The sequence below is a fragment of the Herbaspirillum sp. CF444 genome (genome assembly GCF_000282135.1).
In the GTDB taxonomy this organism is placed as follows: domain Bacteria; phylum Pseudomonadota; class Gammaproteobacteria; order Burkholderiales; family Burkholderiaceae_D; genus Herbaspirillum.
Genome location: NZ_AKJW01000066.1, coordinates 23,708 through 39,376 on the forward strand (window position 1 = coordinate 23,708; position 15,669 = coordinate 39,376).

At 58.7% G+C, this 15,669-nt stretch carries 13 protein-coding genes; 3 read left to right on the plus strand and 10 right to left on the minus strand.

What is annotated here, in order from left to right:
• Positions 1-9: 9 nt before the first annotated feature.
• The 6 genes from PMI16_RS15235 to PMI16_RS15260 all read right to left on the minus strand — a co-directional run bounded on the left by PMI16_RS15235 (position 10) and on the right by PMI16_RS15260 (position 7,775).
• On the minus strand, positions 10-1,629 hold the full coding sequence (locus PMI16_RS15235; RefSeq protein WP_007881029.1) for a methyl-accepting chemotaxis protein: 1,620 nt from the start codon (positions 1,627-1,629) through the stop codon (positions 10-12).
• Positions 1,630-1,707: 78 nt separating this feature from the next.
• Positions 1,708-3,504, minus strand: coding sequence for a methyl-accepting chemotaxis protein (locus PMI16_RS15240; RefSeq protein ID WP_007881030.1), 1,797 nt, complete (start codon positions 3,502-3,504; stop codon positions 1,708-1,710).
• A 76-nt stretch (positions 3,505-3,580) separates the two neighbouring features.
• Positions 3,581-5,896: a chemotaxis protein CheA gene (locus PMI16_RS15245; RefSeq protein ID WP_007881032.1), complete on the minus strand. Its 2,316-nt coding sequence runs from the start codon at positions 5,894-5,896 to the stop codon at positions 3,581-3,583.
• Positions 5,893-6,216: an STAS domain-containing protein gene (locus PMI16_RS15250; RefSeq protein ID WP_007881042.1), complete on the minus strand. Its 324-nt coding sequence runs from the start codon at positions 6,214-6,216 to the stop codon at positions 5,893-5,895. Before PMI16_RS15250 ends, PMI16_RS15245 begins: the two co-directional genes overlap by 4 nt.
• Before the next feature lie 11 nt (positions 6,217-6,227).
• On the minus strand, positions 6,228-6,599 hold the full coding sequence (locus tag PMI16_RS15255) for a response regulator (protein ID WP_007881044.1): 372 nt from the start codon (positions 6,597-6,599) through the stop codon (positions 6,228-6,230).
• Positions 6,600-6,701: 102 nt separating this feature from the next.
• Positions 6,702-7,775 (minus strand): chemotaxis protein, encoded by a 1,074-nt coding sequence (locus PMI16_RS15260; protein WP_237719875.1) that lies wholly within the window; start codon positions 7,773-7,775, stop codon positions 6,702-6,704.
• Positions 7,776-8,116: 341 nt separating this feature from the next.
• Between PMI16_RS15260 and PMI16_RS15265 the strand changes: the two genes are divergently transcribed.
• The 3 genes from PMI16_RS15265 to panB all read left to right on the plus strand — a co-directional run bounded on the left by PMI16_RS15265 (position 8,117) and on the right by panB (position 10,062).
• Positions 8,117-8,464: a DMT family protein gene (locus tag PMI16_RS15265; protein ID WP_007881054.1), complete on the plus strand. Its 348-nt coding sequence runs from the start codon at positions 8,117-8,119 to the stop codon at positions 8,462-8,464.
• A gap of 121 nt (positions 8,465-8,585) precedes the next feature.
• The gene (locus PMI16_RS15270; RefSeq protein WP_007881055.1) at positions 8,586-9,227 is read left to right on the plus strand and encodes a deoxynucleoside kinase; all 642 of its coding nucleotides are present in this window, start codon (positions 8,586-8,588) and stop codon (positions 9,225-9,227) included.
• Between the two features lies 1 nt (position 9,228).
• Entirely contained in the window at positions 9,229-10,062 is an 834-nt protein-coding gene (panB, locus tag PMI16_RS15275; protein WP_007881056.1) for a 3-methyl-2-oxobutanoate hydroxymethyltransferase, read from the plus strand.
• Between the two features lie 97 nt (positions 10,063-10,159).
• Here panB and can read toward each other — a convergent pair whose 3' ends face one another.
• The 4 genes from can to grpE all read right to left on the minus strand — a co-directional run bounded on the left by can (position 10,160) and on the right by grpE (position 15,142).
• Entirely contained in the window at positions 10,160-10,840 is a 681-nt protein-coding gene (gene can / locus PMI16_RS15280) for a carbonate dehydratase (RefSeq protein ID WP_007881057.1), read from the minus strand.
• A 286-nt stretch (positions 10,841-11,126) separates the two neighbouring features.
• Positions 11,127-12,254, minus strand: coding sequence for a molecular chaperone DnaJ (gene dnaJ, locus PMI16_RS15285; RefSeq protein ID WP_007881058.1), 1,128 nt, complete (start codon positions 12,252-12,254; stop codon positions 11,127-11,129).
• Positions 12,255-12,455: 201 nt separating this feature from the next.
• A complete protein-coding gene (dnaK, locus tag PMI16_RS15290) occupies positions 12,456-14,393 on the minus strand; it encodes a molecular chaperone DnaK (protein WP_007881059.1) in 1,938 nt (645 codons plus the stop codon).
• Between the two features lie 194 nt (positions 14,394-14,587).
• The gene (gene grpE, locus PMI16_RS15295) at positions 14,588-15,142 is read right to left on the minus strand and encodes a nucleotide exchange factor GrpE (RefSeq protein ID WP_007881060.1); all 555 of its coding nucleotides are present in this window, start codon (positions 15,140-15,142) and stop codon (positions 14,588-14,590) included.
• Positions 15,143-15,669: the final 527 nt, after the last annotated feature.

Consider the following 15,669-nt stretch of genomic DNA (forward strand, 5'->3'; position numbering starts at 1 on the left):
ACGTACTCCTCAAACATCTGACAACACCGATTCCCGAACACTGCCGCCGGCAACGCCCCCGCCGCCTGAACCGCGAGGAAAGTATTTTCCCTCAATGAGGGTCTGCTCCGACACGTCCTGCACGACATCCTCATTGATTTCATCCAGCGAAAAATACCGCATCATGTCGCGCAGCTGATTGGCCTGATCACTCATTTCTTCCGAAGTCGCGGACAACTCCTCCGACGCCACGGCATTCATTTGTATCGCCTGGGCAATCTGCCCGATTGCATTGTGGATTTGCGCCAGATTGGAATTCTGATCGCGCGCCGACAACGATATGCCATCGACCAGGTTCGCGGTTTGCTGAATCGACGGCAACATGTTCTCCAGCAAGCCACCTGCTTTCTCCGCCAGTCCGACACTGCGTTGCGACACTTCCAGGATCTCCTGCGCGGCGACCTGCGAGCGCTCGGCCAGTTTGCGCACTTCATTGGCGACCACGGCAAAACCCTTGCCGTTCTCGCCGGCGCGAGCGGCCTCAATGGCAGCATTCAGCGCCAGCAAGTTGGTCTGATAGGCGATGTCGTCGATGACGCTGATTCTGACGGCAATCTCGCGCATGGCATCCAGCGTTTCGCGCACGGCATCCCTTCCTGCGGCAGCCGTGCGCGCCGATTCGCCGGCGATCTCATTGGTGCGGTTGGCGTTGGCGGTATTGATGCCGACCGTGCCGGCGATCTGACCGATGGCATTGGTGGCTTCCTCGGAATCGGCTGCCTGCTGCGACGAGTTTTTGCTCAACTGTTCCGCCGCCAATGTCAACTGGCCGGCAGCGGAAGCCAGCGTCACCGTCGCCGCATTGACGTCGCCCAGCACTTCCGTCAACCTGCCCTGCATTCTCTGCGCGCTATGCAACACGCTCCCTTTACTGATTTTCTCGGCATCGAGCACGACGGCGAGATTGCCATTGGCAATCTTCAGCAAGACTTTCATCACTTCTCTCGGATCGCCGCCGATCTGCCGGACAAAGGCACGGCGCGTATACATTCCCAGAATGATCGCCGTCAGCAAGGCCAGCGCAATGACGCCGACGCTTTGCTCCAGATTCTGTTGCTCCAATGCGGCCGCTCTCTGCCTGTTGACGGTTGCCTGGCGCACGTTCTCGTCTATCAATGCGTTCAACTGCACGTGCAGGCCGTCGGCATCTTTCCGGATCGCATCGGGATCGCCGCCGTTGTCGTCGTCGCGCAATAAATAATCGCGGCGCAACTCGACTTTCCTGATATAAACCGCCACCAGTTGATCGGCCTGCGCTTGCAGTGTTTTTTCCAGGTCGCTCAACATCGTAGTCGACTTGTAGCCGGCATAAGCATGCTTGAGTTCATCGAGCTTGAAGCGCAGGGCGTCGGCAATTCGTTTGCGTTCGACGTGCTGATCCGATTTTTCCATGGCCTGCATGAAGCTTGAGATGTCGAAGGTAAGTTTGTTGGTCCGGCTCAGATTGACGATGGTGAGAAGATTGGTGGTATAGATTTCCTCAAGCATGCCGTTGACGCGAAACAGATTGGCGACGCCGTAGCCGCCCACGGCCACGGTCAGGAGCGCAGCAAAGGCAAAACTGGCGGCAAGCTTGTTGGATAGCTTCATTTCCGTGTCTCCTCCGGGTACTCCTTCGTGCCTTGCTCCCTGCGTAGTCGCATCAAAAACGCGCATCAAAAACGCACATCAAAAACGCTTGAACGAAGACTCGTCAACCGGATCATCGCCGTCATCCAGCATGGAAATGCGGGTCGGCTTGACGAACTTGGTGCTGATCGCCGGCGGCTCGTTGACCAGCTTGCCGGTCTTGCCGGCGTTCTTCACCGGCCCGCGTTTTTCCTCGCCGACCTGGAAGAACAGGATCAGATCCTGCAACTGCATGGCTTGGGCGCTCATTTCTTCCGAAGTCGAAGACAATTCTTCCGATGCGGATGCAGTCAGTTGCGTGGTCTGCGCCATCTGGTGCACGGCGTTGTTGATCTGCTCCAGTCCCGCCGATTGCTCGCGCGAGGCGGCGGAAATTTCCTGCACCAGATCCGCAGTCCGGCGAATCGACGGCACCATCTGGTCAAGCAAGCCGCCGGCCTTTTCCGCCAGCATCACGCTGTTCTCCGCGACGGCGATGATTTCCTGCGCGGCGGTCTGCGAACGCTCGGCCAGCTTCCGCACTTCGGCGGCAACCACCGCGAAGCCCTTGCCATGCTCGCCGGCGCGCGCCGCTTCAATGGCCGCGTTCAGCGCCAGCAGGTTGGTCTGGTAGGCGATATCGTCGATGATGCCGATCTTGCCCGCGATCTGCTTCATGGCCTGCACGGTCTCGCGCACGACTTCGCCTCCTTCGGCGGCCGAATTGGCGGACTTGCTGGCGATGCTGTCGGTGACGCGCGCATTCTCGGCATTCTGCGCGATGGTGGCGGTGATCTCTTCCACCGAGGCGCTGGTCTCTTCCACGTTGGAAGCTTGCTGCGACGCATTCTTGCTCAGCGCCTGGGAAGACGCCGAGATCTGTTCGGACGCCGACGCCAGCGAACTCGCCGTGCCGCTGACGTCGCCGATCACGGAAGTCCACTTGGCAACCATTTGCTGCGTGCTGTGCAAGACGCTGCCGGTATCTTTGGGCGACACCGGCACCTTGACGGTCAGATCGCCCTCGGCCACTTTACGCAACACCATCATGGCATCCTTCGGTTCTCCGCCCAGTTGCGAACGAATCACGCGATAGGTGAAGAACAGACAAACCAGCAACAGCAGCATGGACGCGCCGAGCAGCGAAAAAATCATCATCTCCAGTTCCGAGTAACGCATCTGCGCAATGGCCACGCGCTTCTCGGTACGCTCGTCGACCATGCGCAAGAAATCATTGATCGGCACCATCACGCGACCGACCATGTTGCGATAATTCTGGTCGAACATCAGTTCCTGCGCCATCGCCTGATTCGGCGCGCCGGTCACGGTGAAATTGCCGGCGCCGTCGTCGAACTGCCCCTTCACGGCGTTGAATGCAGTAATCTCGATCTTGTTCAAGGCATCGGAATTGGCCTTGGCCTCCTGCATCTTCGCCAGTTCCTGCGTGGTGAAGCCGGCCTGCTTCATCAAGTCGATGAGCGGCATGGCAGGGTCGGACGGCATGCCGTTGACCTGCTTGGCGGTGACCAGGTCGAGATTGAAGCGCTCGTAGTTCTTGGGGCGTGGACGCTTGCCGTTGCGGATATCGAGGACGATGTAATAGCGTTCCTCGTCGTTGGGGTCGCCCGTGGTGACGTAAGCGCGTCCGAACTTGGTCAGGTCTTCCGAGCTGCGCCGCATTTCATTGGCCAGCACGAACGAGTAGTAGCGGGACTCGTGCGCCCGGTCCAGGTTGGAGTTGGCGTCCTTGAGCGCCCGCGTCACGCTGACGATGGAGCCCATCAGCACGGCCAGCACGATGACCAGCCAGATGAAAAGCTGCCGGATGCTCATTCGTTGCGTCAATTTGTTCTGCATGACAACTCCCTTGTTTCCCATACTGTCTTTCTTATCGGCCCGGCCTGAAGGAATTCCCTGCCGTGATGCCTGCTATTCACATTCGTTCGCCAAACTCAACCTTGATCTCCGAACGCCGGATGCTCACCTGCTCCATCTGTCCGGTATGCGCGATCAGATGCGGCACGTCCAGGATCAATGCGACGCGACCGTCGCCGAGAATGGTCGAGCCGCTCAATCCCTTGACCTTGCTGAACAATTTTCCCAGCGGCTTGATCACGGCCTGGCATTCGCCCAGCAAATTGTCGACCAGCAAACCGGCGCGCATCTGGCCGTACTGAACGATCACGAGGCTCTTGCGCGGCGACTCCCGGGAGGGAAGATCGAACAACTCGCGCAACGGAATGAACGGCAAAGGTTCGCCGCGCAAGGTCACCACGTTGTCGTGCACCTGATGCGCCGTCAAATTGATGCATTCCACCACCAGATCCAGCGGGATGACGAACACCGCGCCGCCCACCACCACCTGGAAACCGGCAATGATGGCCAGCGTCAACGGCAGGCGAATGCGCACCATGGTGCCCTTGCCCGGGTTGCTGAAAATGTCGACCTCGCCATGGAGGGAATCGATGTTGCGCTTGACGACGTCCATGCCGACGCCGCGTCCGGACAGGGCTGTCACCTGCTCGGCAGTCGAAAATCCCGGTTCGAAAATAAGGCGGAAAATATCCTTCTCCGACAAGTTCGCATCGACGGCGATCAATCCCTGTTGCGTCGCCTTGCGCACAATCTTTTCCTTGTCGAGGCCGCGGCCGTCGTCGAACACTTCGATCACGACGCTGCCGGATTCATGCGTCGCGTTCAGGCGCAGCACGCCCGCCTCCGGCTTGCCCATGTCACGCCGGATGTCGGCTGCTTCGATGCCGTGGTCCATGGCGTTGCGCACGATATGCATCAGCGGGTCGGAAATCTTCTCGACCATCGACTTGTCCAGTTCGGTGTCGGCGCCAGTGACGATCAGTTCGATCTCCTTGCCCAGCTCGCGCGAGATGTTGCGCACCACGCGCGGAAAGCGCTGGAAGACCTCATTGATCTGCACCATCCGCAACGTCAGCGCGGCATCGCGGATCTGTTCCACCAGGCCGGAAATAAGCTGCGTCGCTTCTTCAAAACGCTGATCCTTCTTGCGTTTGGCGACCAGGCTGGCACCTGCGCCGGCGATCACGAGTTCGCCGACGAGATCGATCAACTGGTCGAGCTTGGAGACTTCGATCTTGATGAATTTCTGCTCCTGGCCCTTTTTGTCGTCGCCCGATTTTTGCCGGGTAACGGCGCCATTGTCCGCCACGGCATGCGGCGCCAACTCGAACGATCCGGTCTTGGCCACGGTCTTTGCGGCCGTCTTGGCAAATAAAGTCGCCGCGTCGCTGTCAGTGACAGTCCGGCATGGAAGAGGTCCCTCGCCGTTCAGGAACTGGCATTCGGCGTCGGTCAATGCACCCGACTGCAGCAACATCCGCATCATCCGATCGCGTTCGGGCATGCGCGCCAGCCAGCACCGGTATTGCTCCAACGAACAATGCGGCGAAAAGATGTTGATGTCGCTGCCTTCGCGGACGAACTCAAACACGCTTTCGATCGCTTGGCGATCGGCGTTGCTGTCAAAGCCGATCTCGAATCCGATATAGCAAAGCTCAGGATCCATTTCGTCGGCGGTCGGCATGGTGTGCTCGACCGTATGCGCGTAGACGCTGCGCCCCATCGTCAGCAAGTAGCGCAGGAACGAGAGCGGATCGAGGCCGTCGCGCAGTACGTCCTGGCTGAAGCGCAACGACAAATGCCAGTTGGGATTGGCTACGGCGGGGTGGTCGTCTTCGGCGTCCCCATCGCCATCGACGTCTGCGTATTGTGCATTCCCCGCCAGCGCGGCGGCCGCCGCGGTGACGGCAGCGACGGTTTCCGTCAGGCCGGTGGCATCGACCACCGGCACGTCCCTGGCGTTGGCTTCTTCCGCCACGGCGACCTGTTCGAGATGGGCATTGAGCGCCGCTTCCAGCTCGGTCCGGCGCGCCAGATCCGGTTCCTGATCTTCTTGCAGTTTTTCGATGGCGTCGACCAGATCGCCCATGTAGTCGCCGCAGTTCAGCAGCAGCGACATCATGGCATCGTCGAGCTTCAGGATGCCGTTGCGCACTTTGTCGAGGACGCTCTCCAGCACATGCGTGAAACTGACGATGCTGTCGAAGGCAAACAACCCCGCCGATCCCTTGATGGTGTGCGCGGCGCGGAAGATCGCATTGATCGCATCCTTGCTGGGGCCTTCGCTCTCGATCTGCAGCAAGGCCGCTTCCATGGCAACCAGCAGTTCGCGCCCTTCCTGCACCAGCGCATCGCGGGCGGCATCTTTTTTCATGCGAGCCCCTGTATGGATGGTTGAATGTCGAATGTTCCCTGCAGATGCAGCATGTCGATCACGTTTTGCACGGCAGGACTGATGCCGTTGAAAAATAATTGCTTGTACTGGAGCGCGGCCTCGCGCTTCATCAGCAACAGCAATTGCAATCCGGTGGTGTCGATTTCATCGACGCCGCTCAGGTCCATCTCCAGCATTTCATCGGCATTGTCGATCACGCCGAGCAGCTGCGGCTTGTACTCGGCCGCCTGGAAAATGGTAAAGCCGCCATTCACCAGGAGTCGCAAGTGTCCGTCGCGTGTGCTTTGCGTCAAAGGCATCGTCGTCTTCCTTATGGCGATACCAGCTTGGCGACTGCTTCAAGCAGGACCGGCGGCAGGAAAGGCTTGTGCACCCAGGCGCGCACGCCGATGGACTTGCCTTCCTGCTTGCGCGAGTCGCCGCTCTCGGTAGTCAGCATCAATACCGGCGTGAATTTGTAGTTCGGGTTTTGCTTGAGCTCGCGCACGAAACTCAAACCGTCGAGATTGGGCATGTTGACGTCGGAGATGACCAGGTTGTATTTGCGCCCGTCGAGCTTGTTGAGCGCATCGCGCCCGTCGATGGCTTCGACCACGTCATAACCTGCGCCCTGCAGCGCCATGCAGATGGTCTGGCGCAGACTGAACGAATCATCGACGATCAGGATGGTCTTGGCGCTCATTTCAGCGCCCTCCCCGAAAAGACGCCGCCGGCACGCCGCCGTGGCTGCCGGTATTGCGGATGCCGATCGTCAACATCAGTTCTTGCATGCATGCCACCCTCTTCAAAAGAAATCAACTTGCGATTGCATGGACTTGTCGGCCTGCCGGCCGGCGTGTATCTGGCGCTGCTCCTGCGTGGTATAGGTCTTTTCGAGATCGGCCAGCCAGGTCGCGCGGTCCGGCAATGGCTGCGCCTGTTCGACCAGGCCTACCAGCTTGATCATGTCGAGTTGCACGTGGTCGAGGATCTGGCTGATGCGGTCCTGGAATTGCAGGTTGACGAGGATGTCGCACACCTCCTGGTCGACTTCGCGGCTATCCTCCTCCAACTGGCCGACGGTGCCGCTCAGTTTGAGGGCGGACTGGCGAAAATCGGCGATGACGGTGTCGATGACGAGGCGCGAATCGTCCATCATGCGGCTGGCGTCGCTGTCGAGCTGATTGGCCGACACCAGCGTGGTCTGTATTTGCTGCTGCACGTTTTTTGTTTTGGCGACGATTTGCTGGCCGGCCTCGGCGGAACGCGCCGCCAGTTCGGCCCAGCTTTTTTCATCCGAGAACAGATCGGTGACGCCGGTGCGGCCGGCGATCCGCTCGATCTCCAGGCCCAACTGGCGAATGTCTTCATTATGCTGGCCCAGGTTTTCGATCTTGCGCAGCAAGGCCTCGCGCGTGGACAAGACTTGTTCCAGGGCCTCGGCGATGCCGCCGAGTTGCTGCGCCGCTTTTTGAATGACTTGCAGCACGTCGCCGTTCCTGCCGCCTTCCGCGAGGCTGACTGCGCCGCCGAGCCGCTGATGGATGCCGACGAAACGTTGCGTCAGCTTGTCGATGGCTTCCTGCGTCTGCGAACGGGCCAGTTGCACGTTGTTGCGCCAGGCCGGCACGACGCCTTGCAGCAGCTCGAACGGCACTGTCTGCGACGTTGCGGCATTGCCGTCGACGGAGACGGACAGCACCGGAGACTCCCTGGAGGCGGTGGATGCAGCCGGCGCATTCTTGCCCGTCAGCGCCCAGGCTGCAGCAGCGATGAGCACGCCGGCAATGAGGCCTTGCCACCATCTCGGCGCCAGCAGCGCCAGCAACAGTGCATTGATCCCCCAGACCAATAGCATGGCTTGGTGTTTCGACTTCACGATATCCCAATCAGAATGTTTGACTTTTCCCAGGTACGACAGACCCGGCCGCCCAGCACGAGCCCACATGCATTAACGGCAACAATTCGCCGGTCTTTTATACATTCGCCACGATTTATTATTCTTTACATCAGCTTGCCCAATGGCAACACTGGTCTGCGTCTGCACGGATGCCCGCGCCTCCCTCAACTCATACTTCAGCCCATACTGCAGCCATTTTTACTATTTCCTTATTCTGAGGGGCGGGTGTCTTGGCCTGTCGGGGGAATAGAGGCAGAATTCAGCTTGATTTATCAAAGTTAATTTTTCCATAAAGAAACAATTTCCCGGTAATAACACGCATGCAAATTCCTGTCGCCTTCCAGACCGTCGGCCTGCTGGCTTTGTCCAATATTTTCATGACCGTGGCCTGGTACGGCCATCTCAAAAGCCTTGCGTCCAAACCCTGGTGGATCGCGGCGTTGATCAGTTGGTCGATTGCCCTGTTCGAATACTTGTTGCAAGTGCCCGCCAACCGCATCGGCTACACCCAGTTCAGCCTGGCGCAACTGAAGATCATGCAGGAGGCCATCACGCTCACCGTGTTCGTTCCCTTTGCCATGATTTACATGAACCAGCCGTTCAAGCTGGACTATGTATGGGCGGCGCTGTGCCTGGTGGGGGCGGTCTATTTCATCTTCCGCAGTTGAGGCCGGCCGGGGTGATTGCCGGCGGCTTGATGCACTGCACTGACACATCCGCGGCAATCTCCTACAATGCGGACTTGCTGTCTTTCCTTGCAGCAGCAACGCCCAACCGCGAAGACCACGAATGGATCTAAACAATTACAAATACATCGTCATCGAAGGCCCGATCGGCGTCGGCAAGACGACCCTGACCCGCAAGCTGGCCGAACACCTCGGCGCGCAAGCCGTGCTGGAGCAGCCGCAGGAGAATCCCTTCCTGGAAAAATTTTATCGGGACGCGGCCCGATATGCCTTGCAGACGCAGATGTTTTTCCTGTTCCAGCGCATCCAGCAATTGCAGGAGCTGGCGCAGGCCGATCTTTTTCAGACGCGCTTCGTCGGCGATTTTCTGCTGGAAAAAGACCCTCTGTTTGCACGCCTGACGCTGGCCGATGAAGAACTGAAACTGTACGAGCAACTCTATCAGCACATGCGCCCGCATGCCGTGCAGCCGGATCTGGTGATCTATCTGCAGGCGCCCGTGGAGACACTGGTGGAACGCATCAGGAAGCGCGGCATTCCGATGGAAGCATCGATCTCGCCCGATTACCTGCAGCGCCTGTGCGACAGCTACAGCCGTTTTTTTTACAACTACGATGCCGCGCCGCTGCTGATCGTCAACAACGAGCACATGAACATGGCCGAACGGGAAGACGACTTCCGGCAACTGCTGTCGCACATCGTTGAAATGCGCGGCAAGCGCGCCTTTCTGAACCGAGGAGAATAATTTGGCAGCCTATCTGCAAGAAGCACCGGCACCCGCGGCGCGCAAGAAACCCGTTACCGTCCACACGCTGCAGGCGATGCGCGACAAGGACGAAAAGATCAGCATGCTGACCTGTTACGACGCCAGCTTTGCTGCACTCATGGATCGCAGCGGCGTCGACACCGTCCTCATCGGCGATTCGCTGGGCATGGTATGCCAGGGCCATCAGTCGACGCTGCCGGTGACCATCGTCGACATCGCCTATCACACCGCCAGCGTGGCACGCGGCAACCAGACCATGCTGATCGTGGCGGACATGCCGTTCGGCACTTACGCCACGCCGGTGGCGGCGTTCGACAATGCAGTCAAACTGATGCAGGCCGGCGCACAGATGGTCAAGCTGGAAGGCGGTGCCTGGCTTGCCGATACGATTCGCTTGCTGACTGAGCGCGGCATCCCGGTCTGCGCGCATCTCGGCTTGACGCCACAGTCGGTGCATCAGATGGGTGGCTACAAGGTACAAGGAAAAACGCTGGAAGGGGCCGAGCTGCTGCATGCCGACGCCAAGGCCGTGCAGGCGGCGGGCGCATCGCTGATGGTGCTCGAAGCGATTCCGGCAACGCTGGGCGCGGAAGTGACGGCACAATTGCGCATCCCCACCATCGGCATCGGCGCCGGCGCCGGCTGCTCCGGCCAGGTGCTGGTGATGCATGACATGCTGGGCGTGTTTCCGGGACACAAAGCGAAATTCGTGAAGAACTTCATGGAAGGTGCGCCCAGCGTGGAAGACGCCGTGCGCGCGTATGTGGCGGCGGTGCGCGATCAGCGTTTCCCTGCGGCCGAACATTGCTTCTGAATGACGGCGCCATACCTGCCACCTCATCTCGAAGCGGACAAGAAAAAAGCCTGCGTTGCAGGCTTTTTTCATTTGTCGTCGAACACTCTTCCGAGCATCAATTATCACTGATGTCGCGATAGCGCTCCAGGCTTTGCGCCAGGTGACGGCCGCATTCGTCGGCATTGCTGATGGTCGGCGACAAGGCTTCCAGCAAGCCATCGTGCACGCCGTACACCAGCGCATGAATACTGAGCTCCTGACCGCGTTCCCAGGCGTCGGTGACGATGGTGGTGCGGCAGATGTTGGCGACTTGTTCCAGCACGTTCAGTTCGCACAGGCGATCATGCTGGTCGCCTTCGGACATGTGGTCGTGGAAACAGCCGACGTGCTTCTCATGCACGTCTTGCACGTGTTGCAGCCAGTTGTCGGCCAGGCCCACGCGACGCTTGGTCAATGCAGCCTGCACGCCAGCGCAACCGTAGTGGCCGCAGATGATGATGTGTTTGACCTTCAGCACGTCGACGGCAAACTGCAGCACCGACAGGCAGTTCAGGTCGGTGTGCACGACCACGTTGGCGATGTTGCGGTGGACGAACAGTTCGCCCGGCAACAAACCCAGCAGATCGTTGGCGGGCACGCGGTTGTCCGAGCAGCCGATCCAGAAGTATTCCGGAGAGCGCTGCGAACCGAGCTTCAGGAAGAAGTCGGGGTCGCGCGCCGTGATGTCGGATGCCCAGCGGCGATTGCCCTGGAGTAGGAGTTCCTGAACCTGGTCTTGTTGGCTTGTTTTGGTCATAGTCGGCAAGATCGAGTGTCACGCTTTCCGTCGTACAGCGCATGAATGAAGCGATGCGATGTGACGGCATGCATGGTGGTGAATGAACGAAAGACCGTACACATGCACCCTGTCTCAGCCGAGTCGGCTGGACTGCGCAACCTTGGCGCATGCAACGATGTCTTTCGGGAAATGCCCGGCAATCAGGATACAACACTGACCGCCGCGACTGCATTGTATAGAAAAATACATGCAAAAACCGGCGGCCGCCCGGCTCATGCCGAAGCGCCGCCAACTTCAGAGCGACTTACTCGAAGAATTCCTTGACCTTGTCCTTCCAGGTCTTGGTCTGCGGGCTGTGCTTGGCGCCGCCTTCGATGGTCAATTTTTCAAACTCGCGCAACAGGTCTTTCTGGCGTTCGGTCAGCTTGACCGGCGTTTCCACCACGACGTGGCAGAACAGGTCGCCGGCATAACCGGAACGCACGCCCTTGATGCCCTTGCCGCGCAAGCGGAAGGTCTTGCCCGATTGCGTGCCTTCGGGAATCGTGAAGGACGCCTTGCCGCTCAGGGTCGGCGCTTCGATGTCGCCACCCAATGCCGCCTTGGCGAAGGAAATCGGCATTTCGCAATGCAGGTCGTCGCCGTCGCGCTGGAACACTTCGTGTTGCTTGATGTGGATTTCCACATACAGGTCGCCCGGAGGACCGCCGTTCATGCCGGGTTCGCCGTTGCCGGACGAACGGATGCGCATGCCGTCGTCGATGCCTTCCGGGATCTTCACTTCCAGCGTCTTGTTGCGCTTCAGACGACCGGCGCCGGCGCAGGTCGGGCATGGCTCGGGAATGACTTTGCCGCTGCCGTGACACTTCGGGCAAGTCTGCTGGATGCTGAAGAAACCTTGCTGCATGCGCACCTGGCCGTGGCCGCCGCAAGTGCCGCAAGTGGTCGGCGAGGTGCCGGGCTTGGCGCCGGAACCGTGGCAGGTATCGCACTCGTCCCAGGACGGTACGCGAATGGTGGTGTCGAAACCGTGGGCCGCTTGTTCCAGCGTGATTTCGAGGTTGTAGCGCAAGTCGGCGCCGCGATACACCTGCGGTCCGGAGCTGCGACCGCGACCGCCGCCACCGCCGAAGATGTCGCCGAAGATGTCGCCGAAGGCGTCAGCGAAACCGCCTGCACCCGCGCCGCCACCGCCGCCCATGTTGGGATCGACGCCGGCATGACCGTAACGATCGTAGGCATCGCGCTTTTGCGGATCCGACAACATCTCGTAGGCTTCCTTGACCTCCTTGAACTTCTCTTCCGCACCCTTGCTGTCGGGGTTGCGGTCAGGATGGTATTTCATCGCCAGTTTGCGATAAGCCTTCTTGATTTCGTCGTCGGTGGCGTTTTTCGCCAGCCCCAGAATTTCGTAAAAGTCGCGTTTTGCCATGTTTTATAACACCTTGTTATTGGATTTCTCTTGCGGGCAGCGGGCACCGACAAGAAACCAACAATGTGAAAAAGCCGAGAGACGATCTCGCGACCATCTTGCTCGGCGTGCCGCCCGGCAAAGCCGGCCGACGTGTTCCTGAATGACTGCTTCGCTTGCCGGCGGGGAGAAAGCTGCGAACTCCCCTGCCTGCAATCGAAATTACTTCACTTCCTTGAAGTCGGCATCGACCACGTCGTCGTCCTTCGGACGCGATTCGCCTGCACCTGCGGCACCCGCAGCGCCGGCCGCACCACCGGCCGCTGCCTGCTGCGCCTGCTGGTCGGCGTACATCTTTTCGCCCAGCTTTTGCGCTGCCACGGACAGTGCTGCCGTCTTGGCGTCGATGGCGGCCTTGTCGTTCGCCTTCAACACTTCTTCCAGTTCCTTGACGGCGGCTTCGATGGTTTCCTTCTCGCCTGCGTCCAGCTTGTCGCCGTATTCAGTCAGCGCCTTGCGTGTGGAGTGGACCAGCGCGTCGCCCTGATTGCGGGTTTCGGCCAATTCCTTCAGGCGCTTGTCTTCTTCGGCGTTGGCTTCGGCGTCGCGCACCATCTTTTCGATCTCATCTTCGCTCAGACCGGAGTTGGCCTTGATGGTGATCTTGTTTTCCTTGCCGGTGGCCTTGTCTTTGGCGCCGACGTGCAGGATACCGTTGGCGTCGATGTCGAAGGTCACTTCGATCTGCGGCGTGCCGCGCGGCGATGGCGGAATGCCTTCCAGATTGAATTCGCCCAGACCCTTGTTGCCGGCGGCCATTTCGCGCTCACCCTGATAGACCTTGATCGTCACGGCAGGCTGGTTGTCGTCGGCAGTCGAGAACACCTGGCTGAACTTGGTCGGGATGGTCGTGTTCTTCTTGATCATCTTGGTCATCACGCCGCCCATGGTTTCGATACCCAGCGACAGTGGCGTGACGTCCAGCAGCAGCAAGTCCTTGCGTTCGCCCGAGAGGACCGAACCTTGAATGGCAGCGCCGACGGCGACTGCTTCGTCAGGGTTGACGTCCTTGCGCGGTTCCTTGCCGAAGAATTCCTTGACCTTCTCTTGCACCTTCGGCATGCGGGTCATGCCGCCGACCAGAATGATGTCGTCGATGTCGGTGACCTTGACGCCGGCATCCTTGATCGCGGTGCGGCATGGCTCGATCGTCTTGGCGATCAGTTCTTCCACCAGCGATTCCAGCTTGGCGCGGGTGATCTTCAGGTTCAGGTGGACCGGCGCGCCGTTGGCCATGGCGATGTACGGTTCGTTGATTTCGGTTTGCTGCGACGACGACAATTCGATCTTGGCGCGCTCGGCCGATGCCTTGATGCGTTGCAGGGCGATCGCGTCTTTCGACAGGTCGAGGCCGTTGATTTTCTTGAACTCGTCGATGATGTAATCGATGATGCGTTGGTCGAAGTCTTCGCCGCCGAGGAAGGTGTCGCCGTTGGTGGACAGCACTTCGAACTGCTTCTCGCCATCGACGTCGGCGATTTCAATGATGGAGACGTCGAAGGTACCGCCGCCCAGGTCATACACCGCGATCTTGCGATCGCCCTTTTCGGTCTTGTCCAGGCCGAACGCCAGCGCAGCCGCAGTCGGTTCGTTGATGATGCGCTTGACTTCCAGGCCGGCGATACGGCCGGCGTCCTTGGTTGCCTGACGTTGCGAGTCGTTGAAGTAGGCAGGTACGGTGATGACCGCTTCGGTCACTTCTTCGCCGAGATAGTCTTCGGCTGTTTTCTTCATCTTGCGCAGCACTTCCGCGGAGATTTGCGGCGGCGCCAGCTTGTTGTCGCGCACGCCGATCCAGGCGTCGCCGTTGTCGGCTTTGACGATCTGGTAAGGCATCAGGGAAATATCTTTTTGCACTTCCTTTTCGTCGAACTTGCGACCGATCAGACGCTTGGCGGCGTAGATGGTGTTCTTCGGATTGGTGACGGCCTGGCGTTTGGCAGGCGCGCCGACGAGGATTTCGCCGTCTTCCTGATAAGCGATGATGGAAGGCGTGGTACGCGCGCCTTCGGAGTTTTCGATGACTTTCGGCTGACCGCCTTCCATGACGGAGACGCACGAGTTGGTTGTACCCAAGTCAATACCAATGATTTTGCCCATGATTTTTCCTTCGATCCTTAAGTTCCCGAATAGGGAACAACAATAGTTTTGATAGTTTTAATATGTGGAGAAAACGGTCGCTTTCAAGCGCGGAACGTCACTTAAAAGCAAATTTTGTGCCGTTTGTTCTCTTTTTTTCGTTTCGTTGCTGCCGAGGCTGCTTATTTGTTGCTTAGTTGCGGCTTACTTGCGGCTTACTTGCCTTGCGCCACAGTCACCAACGCCGGACGCAGCAAGCGTTCGGAAATCGTATAACCCTTTTGCAACACCGCCACGACGGTATTGGCTTCCTGCTCTGCCGGCACGGCGGAAATCGCCTGATGCTTCATCGGATCCAGCTTTTCGCCGGCTTGCGGATGAATTTCCAACAGCTTGTTCTTTTCGAACGCCGACGACAGTTGCTTCAATGTCATGTCGACGCCTTCCTTGAGCGATTCCACCGACGGTGTCTCAATCTTCAACGCCATTTCCAGGCTGTCCTTGACCGCCAGCAGCGACTCGGCAAAACCTTCGATCGCAAACTTGTGGGCGCGGCTGATATCGTCTTGCGCACGGCGACGGATATTCTCGGCTTCGGCCTTGGCGCGCAGGAAAGCATCCTGCATCTCGGCAATCTTCGCCTCGGCGGCGACGAGCTGCTCTTCCACCGTCGGCTCAGCTGCAGTTGTTACAGCCTCGGCCTGATTCTCCTGGCCGGCTTGCGCCGTCTGCACCTGTTCGTTTTCCGCTTGTTTTTCCGTATCTTGCATATTTAACAATCTCCAACTGGTAATGCGTGTTTAAGCATGTTTGGTTTTCAGCGCCTGAACGGATTGACCGCCCTTCGCGCCTGGCAAAGCACATGAGGCTTTATCCCTTGATTTTCAAGGGTTATTACGCCCGTAATGTCCGGAGAGCACCCCCGAATGTTTAATTGAGGCAAAAAAGTCATATGCATCCAACCAAACGTTCTAAGCCGCCACTAACGTCTTGTTACAGAATTTACTACACTGGAAATAGCAAATCGCGATGCAACATTTATCATGTGGCTATCTATCCCTTGCCCTTCTTTGTCCCTCTTTTATCCACCAACCTTCAAGGAGACGTCATGAAATTGCCGCTTATCTCCGCCACCATCATTGCCTACACCTTGCTGGCAGCCGCCTGGATCAGCTATTCGCAACTAGTCGCACTGTATTGAAGCTGCTTCCCCAGCCATGCGCCAGGCCAAGCTTGCTTGACAACAACACAAAGATTTCCGCAACGCAATAGCTGTACAGCCCATTATTTTAACAGG

Excerpts from the sequence above, each read along its gene's own strand:
- PMI16_RS15235 (WP_007881029.1), bottom strand. The coding sequence starts at position 1,629 with ATGAAGCTATCCAACAAGCTTGCCGCCAGTTTTGCCTTTGCTGCGCTC.
- PMI16_RS15240 (WP_007881030.1), bottom strand. The coding sequence starts at position 3,504 with ATGCAGAACAAATTGACGCAACGAATGAGCATCCGGCAGCTTTTCATC.
- PMI16_RS15245 (WP_007881032.1), bottom strand. The coding sequence starts at position 5,896 with ATGAAAAAAGATGCCGCCCGCGATGCGCTGGTGCAGGAAGGGCGCGAA.
- PMI16_RS15250 (WP_007881042.1), bottom strand. The coding sequence starts at position 6,216 with ATGCCTTTGACGCAAAGCACACGCGACGGACACTTGCGACTCCTGGTG.
- PMI16_RS15255 (WP_007881044.1), bottom strand. The coding sequence starts at position 6,599 with ATGAGCGCCAAGACCATCCTGATCGTCGATGATTCGTTCAGTCTGCGC.
- PMI16_RS15265 (WP_007881054.1), top strand. The coding sequence starts at position 8,117 with ATGCAAATTCCTGTCGCCTTCCAGACCGTCGGCCTGCTGGCTTTGTCC.
- PMI16_RS15270 (WP_007881055.1), top strand. The coding sequence starts at position 8,586 with ATGGATCTAAACAATTACAAATACATCGTCATCGAAGGCCCGATCGGC.
- can (WP_007881057.1), bottom strand. The coding sequence starts at position 10,840 with ATGACCAAAACAAGCCAACAAGACCAGGTTCAGGAACTCCTACTCCAG.
- dnaJ (WP_007881058.1), bottom strand. The coding sequence starts at position 12,254 with ATGGCAAAACGCGACTTTTACGAAATTCTGGGGCTGGCGAAAAACGCC.
- dnaK (WP_007881059.1), bottom strand. The coding sequence starts at position 14,393 with ATGGGCAAAATCATTGGTATTGACTTGGGTACAACCAACTCGTGCGTC.
- grpE (WP_007881060.1), bottom strand. The coding sequence starts at position 15,142 with ATGCAAGATACGGAAAAACAAGCGGAAAACGAACAGGTGCAGACGGCG.